This is a genomic window from Phyllobacterium myrsinacearum (assembly GCF_014138285.1).
Lineage (GTDB): Bacteria > Pseudomonadota > Alphaproteobacteria > Rhizobiales > Rhizobiaceae > Phyllobacterium > Phyllobacterium myrsinacearum_A.
The window spans coordinates 75974-92962 of record NZ_JACGXN010000015.1 but is presented as its reverse complement, the minus strand read 5'-3'; the positions used below and the strand labels follow the sequence as shown (position 1 = coordinate 92962).

20 protein-coding genes and 1 tRNA gene are annotated in these 16989 nt (G+C 57.3%); 13 read left to right on the top strand and 8 right to left on the bottom strand.

What is annotated here, in order from left to right:
* Nucleotides 1-3 precede the first annotated feature (3 nt).
* Both FHW16_RS25940 and bspF read left to right on the top strand, forming a co-directional pair.
* Complete coding sequence (locus FHW16_RS25940; RefSeq protein WP_182552162.1) at nucleotides 4-1425, top strand: oligosaccharide flippase family protein; 1422 nt, start codon at nucleotides 4-6, stop codon at nucleotides 1423-1425.
* Nucleotides 1425-2708 (top strand): type IV secretion system effector crotonyl transferase BspF, encoded by a 1284-nt coding sequence (gene bspF / locus FHW16_RS25935; RefSeq protein WP_182552161.1) that lies wholly within the window; start codon nucleotides 1425-1427, stop codon nucleotides 2706-2708. The genes FHW16_RS25940 and bspF overlap by 1 nt, the downstream gene beginning before the upstream one ends.
* A gap of 48 nt (nucleotides 2709-2756) precedes the next feature.
* Here bspF and FHW16_RS25930 read toward each other — a convergent pair whose 3' ends face one another.
* The 5 genes from FHW16_RS25930 to FHW16_RS25910 form a co-directional block, all read right to left on the bottom strand.
* A complete protein-coding gene (locus tag FHW16_RS25930) occupies nucleotides 2757-3107 on the bottom strand; it encodes a CAP-Gly domain protein (RefSeq protein WP_113097667.1) in 351 nt (116 codons plus the stop codon).
* 42 nt (nucleotides 3108-3149) lie between these two features.
* On the bottom strand, nucleotides 3150-3386 hold the full coding sequence (locus tag FHW16_RS25925; RefSeq protein ID WP_182552160.1) for a BrnA antitoxin family protein: 237 nt from the start codon (nucleotides 3384-3386) through the stop codon (nucleotides 3150-3152).
* A 32-nt stretch (nucleotides 3387-3418) separates the two neighbouring features.
* A complete protein-coding gene (locus tag FHW16_RS25920; protein ID WP_182552159.1) occupies nucleotides 3419-4669 on the bottom strand; it encodes an adenylate/guanylate cyclase domain-containing protein in 1251 nt (416 codons plus the stop codon).
* 192 nt (nucleotides 4670-4861) lie between these two features.
* A complete protein-coding gene (locus FHW16_RS25915; protein WP_182552158.1) occupies nucleotides 4862-5551 on the bottom strand; it encodes an alpha/beta hydrolase in 690 nt (229 codons plus the stop codon).
* A 292-nt stretch (nucleotides 5552-5843) separates the two neighbouring features.
* Nucleotides 5844-5928, bottom strand: a tRNA-Leu gene (locus FHW16_RS25910).
* A gap of 284 nt (nucleotides 5929-6212) precedes the next feature.
* Here FHW16_RS25910 and FHW16_RS25905 point away from each other — a divergent pair.
* Complete coding sequence (locus tag FHW16_RS25905) at nucleotides 6213-6803, top strand: YqaA family protein (protein ID WP_182552157.1); 591 nt, start codon at nucleotides 6213-6215, stop codon at nucleotides 6801-6803.
* 40 nt (nucleotides 6804-6843) lie between these two features.
* Nucleotides 6844-7350 carry a disulfide bond formation protein B gene (locus FHW16_RS25900; RefSeq protein ID WP_182552156.1) on the top strand — a complete coding sequence of 169 codons (507 nt, stop codon included), beginning with the start codon at nucleotides 6844-6846 and terminating at the stop codon, nucleotides 7348-7350.
* A gap of 34 nt (nucleotides 7351-7384) precedes the next feature.
* On the opposite strand, the gene FHW16_RS25895 is transcribed toward FHW16_RS25900, so the two are convergent.
* Entirely contained in the window at nucleotides 7385-7942 is a 558-nt protein-coding gene (locus FHW16_RS25895) for an HNH endonuclease (protein ID WP_182552155.1), read from the bottom strand.
* A 109-nt stretch (nucleotides 7943-8051) separates the two neighbouring features.
* A complete protein-coding gene (locus FHW16_RS25890; RefSeq protein WP_182552192.1) occupies nucleotides 8052-8696 on the bottom strand; it encodes a DNA-3-methyladenine glycosylase family protein in 645 nt (214 codons plus the stop codon).
* A gap of 73 nt (nucleotides 8697-8769) precedes the next feature.
* On the opposite strand from FHW16_RS25890, the gene gluQRS reads away from it, so the two are divergent.
* Together gluQRS and FHW16_RS25880 are read left to right on the top strand one after the other, a co-directional pair.
* Nucleotides 8770-9639 (top strand): tRNA glutamyl-Q(34) synthetase GluQRS, encoded by an 870-nt coding sequence (gene gluQRS, locus FHW16_RS25885; RefSeq protein WP_182552191.1) that lies wholly within the window; start codon nucleotides 8770-8772, stop codon nucleotides 9637-9639.
* Nucleotides 9640-9862: 223 nt separating this feature from the next.
* Nucleotides 9863-10747 (top strand): DMT family transporter, encoded by an 885-nt coding sequence (locus FHW16_RS25880; protein WP_182552154.1) that lies wholly within the window; start codon nucleotides 9863-9865, stop codon nucleotides 10745-10747.
* On the opposite strand, the gene FHW16_RS25875 is transcribed toward FHW16_RS25880, so the two are convergent.
* Nucleotides 10714-11568: a YihY/virulence factor BrkB family protein gene (locus tag FHW16_RS25875; protein WP_182552153.1), complete on the bottom strand. Its 855-nt coding sequence runs from the start codon at nucleotides 11566-11568 to the stop codon at nucleotides 10714-10716. The two genes, FHW16_RS25880 and FHW16_RS25875, sit on opposite strands and share 34 nt — an antisense overlap.
* A 102-nt stretch (nucleotides 11569-11670) precedes the next feature.
* Here FHW16_RS25875 and FHW16_RS25870 point away from each other — a divergent pair, with 102 nt between their 5' ends.
* The 7 genes from FHW16_RS25870 to FHW16_RS25840 all read left to right on the top strand — a co-directional run bounded on the left by FHW16_RS25870 (nucleotide 11671) and on the right by FHW16_RS25840 (nucleotide 16983).
* Nucleotides 11671-12504, top strand: a complete 834-nt coding sequence (locus tag FHW16_RS25870) for an SDR family oxidoreductase (protein ID WP_182552152.1) — start codon at nucleotides 11671-11673, stop codon at nucleotides 12502-12504.
* Nucleotides 12505-12532: 28 nt separating this feature from the next.
* Nucleotides 12533-12730, top strand: a complete 198-nt coding sequence (locus tag FHW16_RS25865) for a twin transmembrane helix small protein (RefSeq protein WP_182552151.1) — start codon at nucleotides 12533-12535, stop codon at nucleotides 12728-12730.
* A gap of 14 nt (nucleotides 12731-12744) precedes the next feature.
* The gene (locus FHW16_RS25860; protein WP_182552150.1) at nucleotides 12745-13326 is read left to right on the top strand and encodes a cob(I)yrinic acid a,c-diamide adenosyltransferase; all 582 of its coding nucleotides are present in this window, start codon (nucleotides 12745-12747) and stop codon (nucleotides 13324-13326) included.
* A 17-nt stretch (nucleotides 13327-13343) separates the two neighbouring features.
* Nucleotides 13344-14105, top strand: coding sequence for a rhomboid family intramembrane serine protease (locus tag FHW16_RS25855; protein WP_182552149.1), 762 nt, complete (start codon nucleotides 13344-13346; stop codon nucleotides 14103-14105).
* Nucleotides 14106-14302: 197 nt separating this feature from the next.
* Nucleotides 14303-15052: an electron transfer flavoprotein subunit beta/FixA family protein gene (locus FHW16_RS25850; protein ID WP_182552148.1), complete on the top strand. Its 750-nt coding sequence runs from the start codon at nucleotides 14303-14305 to the stop codon at nucleotides 15050-15052.
* 21 nt (nucleotides 15053-15073) lie between these two features.
* Nucleotides 15074-16003 (top strand): electron transfer flavoprotein subunit alpha/FixB family protein, encoded by a 930-nt coding sequence (locus FHW16_RS25845; RefSeq protein ID WP_182552147.1) that lies wholly within the window; start codon nucleotides 15074-15076, stop codon nucleotides 16001-16003.
* A gap of 98 nt (nucleotides 16004-16101) precedes the next feature.
* Entirely contained in the window at nucleotides 16102-16983 is an 882-nt protein-coding gene (locus FHW16_RS25840) for a 3-hydroxybutyryl-CoA dehydrogenase (protein ID WP_182552146.1), read from the top strand.
* The last annotated feature ends 6 nt before the right edge of the window (nucleotides 16984-16989 follow it).

Below are 16989 nucleotides of genomic sequence, written 5' to 3'. Positions count from 1 at the left end.
CTAGTGCGATTTTCTGCGGTAAAAGCTGCAGACCGATTTTTGCCAGAAAAGCTGTCACTGCGCCTTAATCCCTGGTTGTCACGCCTGGATCAGATGCTTGACGGCTCGAACGAGCATGCCGTAGCGCAGCGCGTTTCCCTTATCGCGTTCCTCGTCCGCGTGGTCAGCGCCGGTATCGCACTCGTATCCCAGGTCATATTCGCCCGCTGGATGGGCCCGTTCGAATACGGTATTTTCGTGCTCGTATGGGTAACGGTCGTTATCCTCGGCAATCTGTCCTGTCTGGGCTTCCAGACTACAGTCATCCGCTTCGTGCCCGAATATCTGGAGCGCAAGCAGTACGATCATTTGCGCGGCATCCTTTTCACGAGCAAGGCTTTTGCCGTAAGCGTCACAACATGTATCGCGCTCGTCGGCGCGCTCGTGATCTACGCATTGCGCGACCGGATCGAAATCTACTACGTCGCACCGTTCCTTGTCGGGCTGATATGTCTTCCCATGATTGCGCTCGGCGATACTCTTGACGGTACCGCCCGGTCGCGATCCTGGGTGCTGGTTGCCCTCACCCCGACATATATCATCCGCCCGGTCCTGACCCTTGGCGTGATGAGTGTTGCCCACCTTGCCGGGCTTGCTCCCACGGCAATGACAGCTATCTGCTCCGCCATTGCCGCGACCTATCTGACATCGCTGTTTCAGCTCTATATCGTTTGCGAGCGCTTCAAGGCCGTGGTGCCGCAAGGGCCGAGAGCCATTTATTTCAAGGACTGGTTTGTCGTATCCCTGCCGATTTTTCTCGTTGAGGGATTCTTCTTCCTCCTCACCAATGCCGATGTGCTGATGGTCGGTCGTTACATGGAGCCGGACAAGGTGGCGACCTACTATGCAACGGTCAAACTTCTCGCTCTGGTTCACTTCGTCTATTTTTCGGTAAAGGCGGGCGCTGCTCAGCGCTATGCCGAGCTGATGCAGAATTTTGATCATACCCAGCTTGAAAGATTTGCACGCGATACGGCGCGCTGGACATTCTGGCCGTCGCTGGCAATGGCTATTGTCCTGCTCATCTTGGGTAAGCCGCTGTTATGGCTATTCGGCGCACAATTCACCGAAGGCTATCCGCTTTTGTTCATCATGGTGATCGGCGTGGTGGCCCGCGCCTCTGTCGGCCCGGCCGAAAGCCTGCTCAATATGGCGGGCAAACAGAAGATCTGTGCCGTCGTGTATGCTGTGACCCTCGTCGTTAATATTTGCCTCAGCATTGTTATGATACCACTATACGGCCTTGCAGGCGCCGCGTGTGCCACGGCTGCCTCGATGGTGTTTGAAGCGCTCGTTCTGGCGTTGACCGTTTACAACCGCCTCGACATAACGATGTTTGTTTTCGCCGGCAGGATAGGCACAAAATCTGCCAAGGAAGAAATCTGATGGCTGCAATACCGCTTCTCGAAGAACTGGCCGGTGGCCCTTCCTCGCAGATCATTTCGCAGCTCGCCGGATTCGAATCACGCGATGCCGCCAAACAGATCGAGGAAACACTCGGCGCGCGCGGTGTACCCCGCAAACTTTCCGTCTATTCCGCTTCCGCCGGGTTCGACCTCACAAAAGAACTGGAATATCTGAGCTACCGCACCATCGAGCCGAACGTTTTCTTTAATCCCCGCTTTCTCGCGCCCGCCATGCCGCGACTCGACGATCGTCAGGTTCGTTTCATGGTTATGCGCGACGAGAATGAGACGAAGAGCCGTTTGCGGTTTCTGATGCCCTATACGATCGAGCGTCCCGGCTTCACCTTTTCCGCCTCGATTCTGCGCGCATGGGCGACACCTTTTGGCCCGCAAGGTTCCCCGCTGATCGACCGCGACGATCCCATCGGCGTTCTCAGCGATCTGTTCGACATGCTGGCGCGCAAGCATCTGAAATTCCCGGAGGTGATGGTTTTGCCGGATCTGCTGCTGAACCGTCCGGTTGCCCAGCTTTTCCGCGCTGTTGCCCTTGATCGCAACCTGCCCGCCATTACGATCGGCACGGTGGAGCGGCCATTCCTTGAAAGCATCAAGGAAGGTGACGAGTACCTGCGTGAAGCGCTGGGTGCGCGCCATGCCAAAGAGTATCGCCGCTTGTGGCGGCGCCTGTCGGAAAAGGGCAAACTGACCTACACGGTCAGTCGTACCGAAGAAGACATCCGCGCCCGCCTCGAGGATTTTCTGGTGCTTGAGGCCAGTGGCTGGAAGGGCCAGCGCGGTTCTGCAATGGCGGTTGATCGGTTCCGCGCCGCCTTTGCCCGCGAAGCCGTCAACAATCTCGCCGGTCGCGACCTTGCCCGCATCCACACACTGGAACTCGATGGCAAGACGATCGCCGTTCTCGTTGTCTTCGTTGAAGCCGGTCAGGCGTGGACGTGGAAAACCGCCTATGACGAGAGTCTCGCCACCTATTCGCCCGGCGTGCTTCTGATGATCGAGATGTTGAAGAACCATCTGGATGATCCGAATATCCAGCGCACGGATTCCTGCGCTGTCCCCGATCATCCGGTGGCATCCCGCCTGTTTCAGGAACGCGAAAGCGTTGGCACGCTGGTTATCGGCCTGACCCCGACATCGGATCGGGCAGCCCGCCAGGCGGCGTCCCAGATTCACCTCTACCGGCGTACCCAGAACATTGCCCGTATCGTCCGCGAACGCCTGCGTGAACTGACCGGCCGGAAATGATGCAGATTTCTTCGCGCGATGTCCCTTTCACGGATATCGCGCCAAGGCTCACACCTTTTCCTTCTTCTTCACGGGGCCTGTCTTTTCCGGTTCGACCGGCGCATCCGGCTTGGGCGCCAGCAGCTTACGCAAGGAACCGATCTTGTCCTTGACCAGCGGGCGGAATCGCGTCGCACGATAGGGCATGTCGGCGGCACCATAGCCCTCAGGTCCATCGTCGTTGCCACGGTGGATTTCTTCGACCTTGATGCCGACGAACTCGCCATCGACATAATGCTTGTACATGCCAACCCAGCGGACCGTGTAGATCTGGCCCTTGCGTATAAGCTGGTCGATGCTGACATTCTTGAATTTATCGTCGATGCAAACGACCTTCTGGCCGATATGGAAATCATTCATGCTGGCGCTCCGGCATATCAGACAAATGTGTGGTGCATGGGCTCAAGCCTTCCCCAGGACGGCCTGCCGCAGAACATCATTGATGCGGTCCTGCCAGCCGGGGCCATCCTGCTGGAAATGCTCCAGAACAGCACGATCGATCCGGATCGAAACAAGCTCCTTGCCCTGTGGCACAACCGGTGCTTGGCGCACGGATGGTGCGGGAGCCTTGGCAACCGGCTTGAAAAGCGCCTCGGCCGCATCCATCGGATTGACCGGTCTGCGCGGTGAATGTGCCATGCTTGTTCTCCTCGTTATATCACTTCACTGCGTCACGCAGAAACGTCGTTCACAGTAAGACAATCACCGGAGAACGCAAACACATCAATGGGTTCGTCGAGGCCCCGAAGCAAATAGGAACCCAGATTTTCCAGTTTTGCCGCGCACCCGGCGAGATCGACAAAGGTCTTCGACAGGAGCACGGGACGCTTGACCTGCTTGGTCAGGGTTTCCAGACGGGAAGCAATATTGACGGCGGGCCCGATGACCGTGAAGTCAAGCCGCTTGCGCGAGCCTATATTGCCATACATGACATCACCCACGTGAACGCCGATGCCATAGCCGAGCGGTTTGCGGCCCTCGCGCACATGCTCTGCGTTCAACGTGCTCATGGCCGCCTGTGCTTCGCTGATAGCCCGCAACAGGTCGACGCAGGCAGTTGGATTGCTCAGCGGGAAAATCGCCAGCAGGCCATCGCCCATGAACTTGAGAATTTCGCCGCCATATTTCTCGATCGGTTCTGACATGGCGTCGAAATAGCCATTAAGAAGCTCGATCACATTATCGCGCGGCCAGGCATCCGAGATCGCCGTAAAATCGCGCAGGTCACAGATCAGGATTGCCGCACCCACGGTAACACCGCTGCCGCGGGTTGTTGCTCCCGCTAGAATCTGCTCGCTGGCATGCGGTCCGACATAGGTTTCGAGCAGCGTTCGGGCGAATCGGTTTTTCAGCCGGATCTCGCTGACAATGGCCAATGCAGGCATCAGATCGTACAACGCAGCGATATGCTCATCCGTAAAACCGCCACGCCGATCGGTCGCGAAGGCCACCACGTGACGTTTGCCGAGGGTGTGATCAAGCGGCCACGCGACGTAGTCCGTAAGCCCTTCGGCACGCAGTTCGTCGTAAAGCGGATATGGGGGCGTGGCAGCGTCTATTACTTCCAGCCGCTGCCGAACTTCGCCCGCCCCAGTTAAAATGTCATTGAGAGGGCTGTTCAGATACTCCGCAGTCTGCTCGGATCCATACTCAAATGTGCGAATTTCCGCCTCTGCCAGACCTTTTCTCCACAAGAGCCGGGCTCCCCGCCACTGCGGATGCTGAATTCGGAAATGCAGCGACGCCCGGCCAACGGGAATTCCCGCCTTGCCAAGTCTTTCGCACATCTCCACCAGGATGTTGTCGATGAACCGCTGTTCCCGCGTCTCGATCATCAGCCAATCCAGCAGCGCGCTCTTTTGCGCAGGCCAGACACCGCCCGCGCGCGGCGAACTCTTGTTCACATCCAACAAAGATTGCATTGCATTACCCCGTCCTGATCACGTCTGCACACGATCTGGAATGAAGACACCATGGCAAGGTTGCCAGATCGAAAGGTCAAAGCTTATGTGGTTTATCACCAAGCCGATTATAAGGGGTCCGCGACGCCATGCATAGGATACAAAAGCCCCGCATTCTGCCGAATGCGAGGTTTGATACGTCAGAAACGCATATCACTGATACTTCGCAGCCTCATCGATCAGGGCCGAAACCTCGACAGGCTTTGAAGCCAGCGAAGCATGGCTCGCTTTGAGCGTGATCACTTTCTTTGCGCTCAACCGACCCGACATCCACTCCTGATTGGCCGGATGGATCATGCGGTCGTCACTTGAAATCTGATACCAGCTGTTCTTCGATTTCCACGCCGGGTTGCTGATCTCATTGCCGAATGTACTGGCCAGCGGTGCCTTCTGGGTCACGCCCATCACGCGCCCCTCATCCGCCGTCAGATCCTGACAGAAGCTTTCATGGAACTTGTCCTGCTTGACCCAGAGATAGCCATCACTATCGGGCGCAAGGTTGGGCGCACCAAGTGGCGGATTCTTCTGGGTGATAGCGCCGGGACTTTCGCCAGCATCGGGGGCAAAGGCCGCGACGTAGACAAGGCCGACCACGTTGGGATGATTGCCGGCTTCCGTGATCACGGCGCCGCCATAGGAATGACCGACCAGCAGCACCGGACCGCTTTCCTGCGCAATCATTTTGCGCGTGCGCTCGGCATCATCAGCCAGGGATGTCAAAGGCAGTTCAACCGCTTTGAGCGACGTATGCCCGAGACGGGTCAATTCAACAATGACTTTGCTCCAGTGGGCGGCTCCGCCCCAAAATCCGTGCACGAGAATAATTGTCGGTGTCTGTGACATTTCGTTATCTCCCTGGGTTGAAAAGCAATTAAAAATTGCACGCAAACCAGAATTTCAATCCAAGTTTGCAGCCCTCGGAGCAAACCATATTCCCGCTGCCACAACAATTCTGTGACGCTTCACTTTGTATTTATGTCGATGAAGCGGGCTGACAAATTGGCGAAAGCTGGCAAGAGACTGAAGGAAAACAATGCGGATGATTGGTTGGAGCATTGCGGCAGCTGCACCTGAAAAGGTGCCGCACAGACGTCTGACCATCGGGAATCTGAAATACCGGCTGAATGCCAATCATTGGTGCCCCCTGCCGGAATCGAACCAGCACTCCTCTCGGAACCTGATTTTGAGTCAGGCGCGTCTACCAATTCCGCCAAGGGGGCCGCAATGTGCACCGACCGTGGGCAAACCACGACCGTAAAAGCCAAATACAGGCAGACCCCACTTCGGTCAACACCATTCAAACGTTTTCTGCCGGGATAACATCACTGTGTGTTGCGAAGAGGAAACAGGGCCGGTAGAGCCGCATTTGCAACCGGAAAGGTCCAATCACCCTGCCAGTGATCCAAAAACAACAGACAAATTCCCGGCAGACGATTCCGTTTTGCCCGGGTATGGGTTAAAGGATCGCAGGCCTCACTGAACAGACACCAACAGGAATCACTTTATGCTGCGCAGACTTTACGATTGGACAATGTCACTTGCCGCGCGCAAATCGGCCGAAGTCTGGCTGGCCTTCATTGCCTTTGTCGAAAGCTCCGTCTTTGTTGTCCCAGCCGACGTGCTCTATCTGCCCATGGCACTGGCCCGGCCTGAACGTGCTTATCGTTATGCCCTCGTTGCCACGATTTTCTCGGTGCTTGGCGGTATCGCGGGCTGGTTTCTTGGCCATTATGCTTATGAAGCCCTGGCAAAACCTGTCCTCGAATTCTACGGCAAGCTCGACGCCTTCGAACAGATGCGTGGCTCGACCAGCGCCGACGCGATCCTCCTCCTGCTGATCACCTCGGGTCTGGCGCATTTGCCGCCGATGAAGATCGTCACGATCCTGTCCGGCGCGGCAAACATCAATATCTGGCTATTCATCGTTTCGGCGGTGGTGACGCGCGGTGCCCGCTTCTTCTTTCTGGCCTGGCTTCTGCGGCGCTATGGCGAACCGATCCGCGATTTCATCGAGAAACGTCTTGGTCTGATCGCCGCGGCAGCCGCCGGCGTGCTGATCCTCCTTTACGCCATACTGCACTATTACAGCTCCTGAACGACGTAAGCCCAATCCAAATGAGGATGTCTGCACCATCATGACGACGACCCGCTCTTCGCCGCATCTCAAGACAGCGGTATTCCTGCTCCTTGCCATGATCGTCACCGTAGGCTCGGCGCTTGGCTTCCAGTATATCGGCGGCTATCTGCCGTGCAAATTGTGTCTCGAGCAGCGCTTTCCGTACTACGCCGGCATACCGCTGATGGCGCTGGCTGTTCTCGCATCGGCCTATCGCTGGCCAGCCGCCCTCACACGTACGCTTCTCGCACTCGGCGGCATACTGATGCTCATCGGCCTCGGGCTTGCGGTGTTCCATTCCGGTGTCGAGTGGAAATTCTGGGCGGGTCCGACCGATTGCACGGCGGTCAGCATGTCAATCACCACCAATGCCGGCAATCTGCTGAATGACATGAATGCCATCCACCCGCCCGCATGCGATACGGCAGCCCTGCGCGTGCTCGGCCTGTCCTTCGCCGGCTGGAATGCGATTGCCAGCCTCATTCTCGCGGCCATTGCTTTTCGCGGTGCAAAAAAGGCGGCCTGAGGCCGCCTTCGCAAACGATCCGGAACTGGGGGTCTTACGGCTCCAGTTCGACATCCCAATAGAGATAATCCATCCAGCTTTCGTGCAGATGGTTCGGCGGGAACATCCGGCCATTATTGTGCAGATCATGCACTGTCGGCGGATAGGGCTTCTGTCGCGGCCACATCTTGGCGCGATCCGGCATGAGCCCGCCCTTGCGCAGATTGCAGGGCGAACAGGCAGCAACGACATTTTCCCAGATCGTGGCACCACCAGCGCAGCGCGGAATGACATGATCGAACGTCAAATCATCCTCTGACCCGCAATACTGGCATTCGAACCGGTCGCGCAGGAAAACATTGAATCGCGTAAAGGCAGGCGTGCGCGACGGCTTGATGTAGGTTTTAAGGGAAACGACGCTCGGTACCCGCATTGCGAACGAGGGAGAGGAAACCTCATGCTCGTATTCAGCAACGATATTCACACGGTCAAGAAAGACCGCCTTGATCGCGTCCTGCCAGGACCACAGCGACAAGGGATAATAACTGAGCGGACGATAGTCCGCATTGAGTACCAGGGCCGGTAACCCGTCCGGCGAGACGGCTATTGTCAAGGAATCACCTCCTAGTCCAACCATCAGGCCCCATTATTGTAAGCTTGAGGTGACAGGAATGTGAAGCGGCATTGCATCGCAGGCTGCGAAAAACCCCGTTATTTCAACTTCATCCGACCGGTGTGCCATCCCGGCCACGGGTCGCAGCGTAATAAGCCCAGAAAAGCCGGGCTGCGACACCCCTCCAAGGCGTCCAGCGCTCGGCCAAAAGTCGTAGGGATTTCGAATCAGGCTTCACTGATTCGGCATAGGCGTGCGCATAGGCGTGCTGCAAAGCGACGTCTCCCGAAGGAAAGACATCCGCATGCCCGGCCGAAAACAGCAGATAGACTTCCGCCGTCCACGGCCCGATTCCCTTCACACTGGTCATGACGGTCATGGCTTCTTCAATAGGCCGGTCGCACAGATCGAACAGATCAAGCTCTCCGGCGATGATCGCCTCGCTGATCCGAGCCAGCGTCGCCTGTTTGGCGCGCGACAAACCCGCCAAACGCCAGGCTTCTTCCCCTGCCTTGATGTAATTTTCCGGAGTCAGAGGGTCGACATGCTGGATGAGCCGCTTCCAGATCGAATCGGCACTGGCCTTCGACACCTGCTGCGAGACAATCACCGAGGCAAGGCTCTCGAAACCCGGTGCCTGTCTTCGCAGCGGCAGGGGCCCGGCGCGCTCGGCAATCGCCACAAGTTCGGGATGCAGCGCCAACAGGGCGGCCAGCCCTTCCGCAACATCATCAAGCGTGTCTATTCTGCGCATGGAACCGTTCACTTTTCTTCTCGGGACAAACACCGTATCAATCGACAAGGTCTTCATGCAAGAATCCGAATTCATGACTGTTCCGGTTTTTCGCTTTGCTCCCAGTCCCAATGGCCATCTGCATCTTGGCCATGCCTATTCCGCACTTCTCAACCAGCGCATGGCGCATGCAGCAGCCGGGCGCCTTCTCCTGCGCATGGAGGATATTGACCGCGAACGTTGCACGCCGCAACTCGAAGCCACAATGCAGGAGGATTTGCACTGGCTGGGGTTCGACTGGGAAACGCCTGTCCGCCGCCAGTCGGAGCATTTCGAGGTCTACCGGGAATCGCTCGATCGGCTGATCCGCATGGATCTGGTTTATCCCGCTTTTCTCAGCCGGAGCGATATCAGGCGTGAAATGCAGAAAGTAATGGCGCAAGGTCGTGCCTGGCCACACGATCCGGATGGTGCGGCACTCTATCCGCCCACGGACCGTATGCTGACACATCGCCAGCGCGCGCAACGCATGAATGAGGGCCTGCCATTCTCATGGCGGCTGAATATGGATCGCGCCCTTGAACATGTGGGGGAGCCATTGTTCTGGCAGGAAACGGCGGATGGCGGCTCCAATATCGCCGCCCGCCCACAGGACTGGGGCGATGTCATCATCGCCCGTAAGGACATGCCGACCAGTTATCACCTCTCCGTTGTCATCGACGATGCCTTGCAGGGCATCACCCATGTCGTACGCGGCAAGGACCTGTTTCAGGCCACCAGCATCCACCGCCTCCTGCAGCATATTCTTGGGCTGCAGCCGCCCGCCTATCATCACCATGACCTAATCCTTGATCATGATGGCCAGAAACTTTCCAAGAGCCGCAAGGACACCGCGTTGCGCGCTCTGCGTTTGGAAGGAGTGACACCGGGGCAGATTCGGGAATTGGTCGGGCTGCAGGATTGAATGGCGCGTGGTCCGTGGTTCGACAAGCTCACCATGAGGGAGAGTGGTGCTGTAGGGCCAACCGGAAAGATTGCAGGATATGACTCCCTGCAATCCTCACTCTCCCTCATGGTGAGCTTGTCGAACCACGGACCACACACCCATCCCCTCATTGAACGGCTGGTTGTCATGCGGTTGTTCGTATAAACCTGCATCACAACTCATCCGAGATCCGGTCACCATCATGCCTGTCCGTTATTTCCCTGCCCTGTTCGTCCTCCTGTGGGCCACCGGTTTCATCGGCGCCCGCTATGCCATGCCCTATATGGAGCCGTTTCTGTTCCTGACGATCCGGTTTGCCATTGCCGGAGCCATTCTCGGCACTTGGGTCGTGCTGGCGGGAAACCACTGGCCGAGCGGTCGCGGGGCCATGCACGCGATCATCGCGGGCTGCCTGATCCATGGCGTTTATCTCGGCGCAGTCTTCTGGGCGATCCATCGGGGCCTGCCCGCAGGCATGTCGGCGCTGGTCGTCGGCCTGCAGCCACTGATCACGGCACTGATTGCCGGGGCTGCTCTCGGTGAGAAAATCCAGCCACGTCATTGGGCCGGACTTGCGGTCGGTTTCATCGGTGTTGCCATGGTGCTCTGGCCAAAGCTGTCGGTTTCCGCCGATGGCATCACACCAGCAACTGTGGGTGCCTCCATCCTCTCGGTACTGGCAATCAGTGCCGGTACGGTATGGCAGAAGCGCTTTGTCGGCACGATTGACCTGAAGGCTGGCACAACGCTGCAATATCTCGGTGCTGCCGTGCTGACCGGCATTTTCTCGCTGCTGTTCGAGACCCATGCGGTGATCTGGGCGGCGCCACTGGGCTTTGCAATGTTGTGGCTTGTCGTGGTGCTGTCGATCGGCGCCGTGCTTCTTCTGATGATCCTGATCAATCAGGGTGCCGTTTCGAAGGTTGCCTCGCTGTTCTATCTTGTACCCGGCGTGACAGCCCTGATGGCCTATGTGCTCTTCGGTGAAACGCTGACACTGTTCCAGCTCTGCGGCATGGCCGTGGCAACCCTCGGCGTCGCCCTGTCGACCGGTCAGAGGCGCTTGGCGACCCTGCCCTCGCGATAGTGAATGATCGCCGCGTTGACCTCGGCGCCAATGATGAAAATCGCGGCGATGATATAGAGGAAGACGATGGCAACCATGATGGACGCGAGGCCCGCATAGGTCGTCACGTAGGAGGCGAACGTTTCGAGATAACTGGCGAAGATCGTTGCGCCGATTGTCCATGCCAAGAGGGTCAGGAATATACCGGGAAGGATGTCGATCAGTCTACGGCGTCCGGCCGGCAGCCAAAGATGTACCACCAGCAACCCGACGATCAGGACAGCTGATGCGATGCAATAGCGCCAGAAACCGATGGTGCCGGACAGAAGATCGAGCTCGGGAATCCACCGGGTCGCAATGCGCAACGCAAGCGGCGCGAGCACCAGCAGGAAGCTGATGGCCATGATGCCGATGGTAGCCACAATCACATAACCCAGACTCTGCAACCTGCAGTAAATGATCGAGCGTGTATCGACCACGCGGTAGGCGCGGTTGAGTGCGATGCGCAGCGCCTCGATGCCGTTGGAGGCAAAGTACGCAGCGGCGATCACACTGATGGTCAGCAGCCCGCCGCGCTGGACGTTCAGAACGTTGCGCACCTCCTGCGCGATGGGCCGTGCAATCACTTCGGGCCATGTGTCGAACACCACATGCACCGCCGTGTCGGTAAAGGCGCTCGCGCCGAGAAAGCTGGCAAGGGATGTAGCGAAAATCAGGAACGGAAACAGGGCCAGAATGCCGGAAAGGGCAATGTGGCTGGCAAAAGCCCAACCGTCATCCGTGCTGAAATGCCTCAATGTATCAAAGGCCACCCGCCGGAGAAAAACATATACTCTACGCATCGAAAATGGTTTGCCCCTTTGGCTCGTGACATTGCAAGGCATAGGCGAATATGTGAAGTCTTTTTTTGATTTTACGTTTCGGTTTGAAGCAATCGGAAAAGAATGACCAGTTCCAGAACGATTTTGATCACAGGATGTTCCAGCGGCATCGGCGCTCACTGCGCCCGTGCATTGCAGGCGGATGGCTGGCGGGTCTTTGCAACCGCACGGCGCGACGAAGATATCGCCGCCCTCAAAGCTGACGGCCTGTCCGCCTATTATCTGGATTATCGCGAACCCGACTCCATCAAGGCTCTTGTCGACAATGTTCTTGCCGCGACGGGCGGCAGGCTGGATGCGCTTTATAACAACGGTGCCTATGCGCTGCCGGGTGCCGTGGAGGATTTGCCGATCGAGGGCCTGCGCGAGCAGTTCGATACCAATTTCTTCGGCTGGCATGAACTGACCCGGCATATCGTTCCGGTGATGCGCCGTCAGGGCCATGGCCGGATCGTGCATTGCTCGTCGATTCTCGGGCTTGTCCCGATGAAATGGCGCGGCGCTTATGTCGCGTCGAAATTCGCGCTGGAGGGCCTGATGCTGGTTCAGCGGATGGAACTTGAGGGATCAGGCATCCATGTGTCGCTGATCGAGCCGGGTCCGATTGCCTCGCGCTTTACCTACAATGCGCTGAAGCAGATCGAAAAATACATCGATGTCGAGAATTCGGTGCATCGCGAGGATTACCAGAAGCAGATCGCGCGCCTTTCACAGGGCGGCACCAAATCGCGCGCCAAGCTCGGGCCCGATGCGGTCTATATTGTGCTGAGGCACGCGTTGGAAAATCCTCGTCCGAAACCCCACTATCTCGTCACACGGCCTGCAAAATTTGCGGTTTTTGTCCGCAGATTTCTGTCGTCGCGTGCGCTATACCGCATGCTTGCCGGTCAATCCTGAAAGAAGATTGGCCTGAAAAGGAAAACCAATGGATATCATCTTCAAATTTCTGGCGCTTATCGCCATCGCTGCCGTAGCAATCGTGCTCATGATCGGCCTGCGCAACATGATGAAAGGCGGCGACGCCAATTTTTCCAACAAGATGATGCAACTGCGCATTTTTCTGCAGCTGGTTGCGATTATCCTGATCGTCGGTGCCATCTATTTCCATCGCGCCGCCAGCTAATTCGGGAAAACCGCATGGTCAAGCTCAACAAGATCTACACAAAAACCGGCGATGACGGCACCACCGGCCTTGGCAGCGGCGACCGCCGCCTGAAGCATGACCTGCGCGTCCAAGCCTACGGTACGGTTGACGAGGCCAATTCCTGCGTCGGGCTGGCGCGCATTCACACGGAGAAGGACTTTCCCACGATCGACGCCATGCTTGCGCGCATCCAGAACGATCTTTTTGATCTTGGTGCCGATCTTGCTACCCCGGATACAGGCGAAAAGCTTGAATACGAGCCTTTGCGCATTGTCGACAGCCAGGTGGTGCGCATCGAAACGGATATCGATCTTCTCAACGAAAAGCTGGCGCCGCTGCGCTCATTCGTGCTGCCGGGCGGATCGGCGGCTTCGGCCACCCTGCACCTCGCACGCACCGTAGCAAGGCGGGCTGAACGGCACATGGTCGAACTGGCGCAAAAGCCCGGCGAGATCGTAACGCCGGCGGCACTCAAATACATCAATCGTGTTTCGGATTTTCTCTTCGTTGCCGCGCGTGCCGTCAATGACAATGGCGCAAGGGACGTGTTATGGGTGCCCGGTAAGAACCGCTGAACGGGGGAACGGCGCCGATGTTCATACCACTCTACGACGCCAACAGCCTTAAATACATCAAGCGCCAATATGTGACCCTGTCCCTCATTGGCGTGAACGTTCTCATCTTCGGCCTGACAAGTCTTGCCGGAGCGGATTCCAAAACAGCATCCATTGGTTTTGGCTACATTCCATCCGTGGCTCATCACATGACGGTTCTCCCCGTCCAGTATGATTTTGTCTCGCCATACTTCACCTATGTCACCTATGCCTTCCTGCATGGTGATATTTTCCACCTTGGCGGCAATATGCTGTTTCTGTGGGTGTTCGGCGACAATGTTGAAGACGCGATGGGCCATGTCAGGTTTCTGATTTTCTATCTGCTATGTGCCTCCGCCGGTGCTTTCATGCATGGGGTTATCGAACCGGGTTCTGACGGGCCGCTCATAGGGGCGTCAGGCGCGATTGCCGGCGTGGTTGCCGCATATCTCCTGCTGCATCCGCGTGTTCGGGTATGGGTGCTTGCCTTTGGCCGCATTCCGTTGCGTATTCCTGCGCTTTACCCCCTCGTCTTGTGGATCGGCCTCCAGTTTGTGATGCTTGTCACCCATGGCGAAGATCGTATTTCGTGGGCTTGCCATGTCGGCGGCATCATCGCTGGCGCGCTGTTGCTGGTTCCGTTTAAACGCCGCAGCGTTCCGCTGTTTGACCGCGCCATCGTCTCGCCACGGGCTGTCATTATCGAGAAAGAGCCGCCGCAGATACCGCCGGAAATGCCTTCGACACGATGGGGCCGCTGAAGGCACAAGTTTCAATCGTTTAAGATCGGATAAAGCGCAATCTGGATGATTGACCTTTACGTTAGGCATATTTACGGTCCCGCACGATCCTGACACGCCCCAGTGTCGTTTTTTTCACCTCAATGTCGGCATCCGGCAAGCGGGTGCCATTGCCCGGCAGTTAAATCTGTCTGCAGTTCTTATGAGAGGGAGTCCCCATGAAAGTCCTCGTACCGGTAAAGCGGGTAGTCGATTACAATGTGAAGATCAGGGTTAAGGGCGACGGTTCGGGCGTTGAGCTTGCCAACGTGAAGATGTCGATGAACCCATTCGACGAAATCGCTGTCGAGGAAGCCTTGCGCCTGAAAGAGGCCGGTAAGGTCGAGGAAGTGGTTGTTGTCTCCATCGGACCTGCGCAGGCCCAGGAAACCATCCGCACCGCGCTCGCCATGGGTGCCGACCGCGGCATTCTGGTCAAGGTCGACGATCTTGTCGAACCGCTCGCCGTTGCCAAGATTTTGAAGGGCATTGTTGACGCCGAACAGCCGCAGCTGGTCATTCTCGGCAAGCAGGCCATCGATGATGATGCCAATCAGACCGGCCAGATGCTTTCCGCACTGCTCGGCTGGAGCCAGGGCACCTTCGCATCGAAGGTCGAACTCGGCAGCGATACTGCCAAGGTTACCCGCGAAGTCGACGGCGGCCTGCAGACCATCGAGATCAAGCTTCCGGCCATCGTCACAACCGACCTTCGTCTCAATCAGCCGCGCTACGCATCTTTGCCAAACATCATGAAAGCAAAGAAGAAGCCGCTGGATGAAAAGACCGCAGCCGATTATGGCGTCGACACCAAGCCACGCCTCAAGGTTCTGAAGACCGAAGAGCCGGGCGGCCGCAAGGCAGGCGTCAAGGTCAAGGACGTTGCCGAACTCGTCAGCAAGCTGAAGAACGAAGCCGGCGTTCTCTAAGGATCAGGAAAGGAATTCACCATGGCTATTCTTCTTTTTGCCGAACACGATAACGAGACCCTTTCCGATCAGACCGCGAAGGCGTTGACAGCAGCACTCTCCATCGGTCCCGATGTGCATGTTCTGGTCGCCGGCAAAGGCGCCAAGGGCGTTGCCGATCAGGCCGCCAAGCTTGCTGGCGTCAAGAAAGTCCTGCTCGCTGACAGCGACGATCTGGCCAACCGCCTTGCGGAAGCCACCGCTGCTCTGATCGTTTCGATCGCCGACAACTATGACACGATCATTGCCGCCGCAACCACCAATGGCAAGAACATCCTGCCGCGCGTTGCAGCCCTGCTCGACGTCATGCAGGTATCGGACATCATCGAAGTGATTTCACCCGATACGTTCAAGCGCCCGATATATGCGGGCAATGCTCTGCAAACGGTTCAGGCGACCGATGCCAAGCGCGTTATCACCGTGCGTACCGCAACGTTTGCGGCGGCCGGTGAAGGCGGTTCCGCTTCTGTCGAGAACGTTTCAGCCGCTGCCAATCCGGGTCTGTCGACATTCGTTGAAGCCAAGCTTTCGGGCGGCGATCGTCCCGAGCTGACCTCGGCAAAGATCATCATTTCAGGTGGTCGCGCTCTTGGCTCCAACGAGAAGTTCAAGGAAGTCATCCTTCCTGTTGCCGACAAGCTCGGCGCTGCTGTCGGTGCATCGCGCGCCGCGGTGGACGCTGGCTATGCGCCGAACGACTGGCAGGTTGGCCAGACCGGCAAGGTTGTTGCGCCTGATCTTTACATTGCGGTGGGCATCTCGGGCGCGATCCAGCATCTGGCCGGCATGAAGGACTCCAAAGTCATTGTTGCCATCAACAAGGATGAGGAAGCACCGATTTTCCAGGTTGCCGATTACGGCCTGGTCGGCGATCTCTTCGTCATCCTGCCGGAGCTCGAAAAAGCGCTCTAATTTAATCGCAAGATTGAAATGAATCTGCATGGCCGGGGTAGACGAATGCTACCCCGGCCATTTAGTTTGTATGCTATAAAAACCAAATGGATGGAAACATGGCTGGCTCGATCAAAACGGTAGGCATTATTGGCGCGGGACAAATGGGCGGAGGCATTGCTCACGTCTGCGCACTGGCCGGTTATGATGTTTTGATCCACGACCAGTCCGCTGACCAGTTGGAAAAGGCCATTGCAACCGTCAATGGCAACATGGCTCGGCAGGTTTCCCATGGCAAGCTTGACGAAGCCGATCGCGTCAAGGGCATGTCGCGCATCCGCCCGGCCCTGCGTATGGAAGATCTCGCCGGCGTCGACCTGGCGATTGAAGCCGCAACGGAAGACGAGACAGTCAAGCGCAAGATTTTTGCCCAGCTCTGCCCCAATCTCAATCCGGAAGCGATCCTCGCAACCAATACTTCGTCCATTTCGATCACGCGCCTCGCTGCCACCACGGACCGGCCGGAGCGCTTCATCGGTATTCACTTCATGAATCCGGTGCCGATGATGAAACTGGTCGAACTGATCCGCGGCATTGCCACGGAAAACGTCACGTTTGAATCCGCCCGCCAGTTTGTCACCAGTCTCGACAAGACGCTGACCGTATCGGAAGATTTCCCGGCTTTCATCGTCAACCGCATCCTGCTGCCGATGATCAACGAGGCAATCTATGTGCTCTATGAAGGCGTAGGTTCGGTCGAAGCCATCGATACCGCGATGAAACTGGGTGCCAATCACCCGATGGGCCCGCTGCAGCTGGCCGATTTCATCGGTCTCGATACCTGTCTTTCCATCATGCAGGTGCTGCATGATGGTCTCGCGGATTCGAAGTACCGGCCCTGCCCGCTGTTGGTCAAATATGTCGAAGCCGGTTGGCTCGGGCGCAAGGCCGGACGCGGGTTCTACGATTATCGCGGCGAAAACCCCGTTCCGACCCGCTGATTTTCA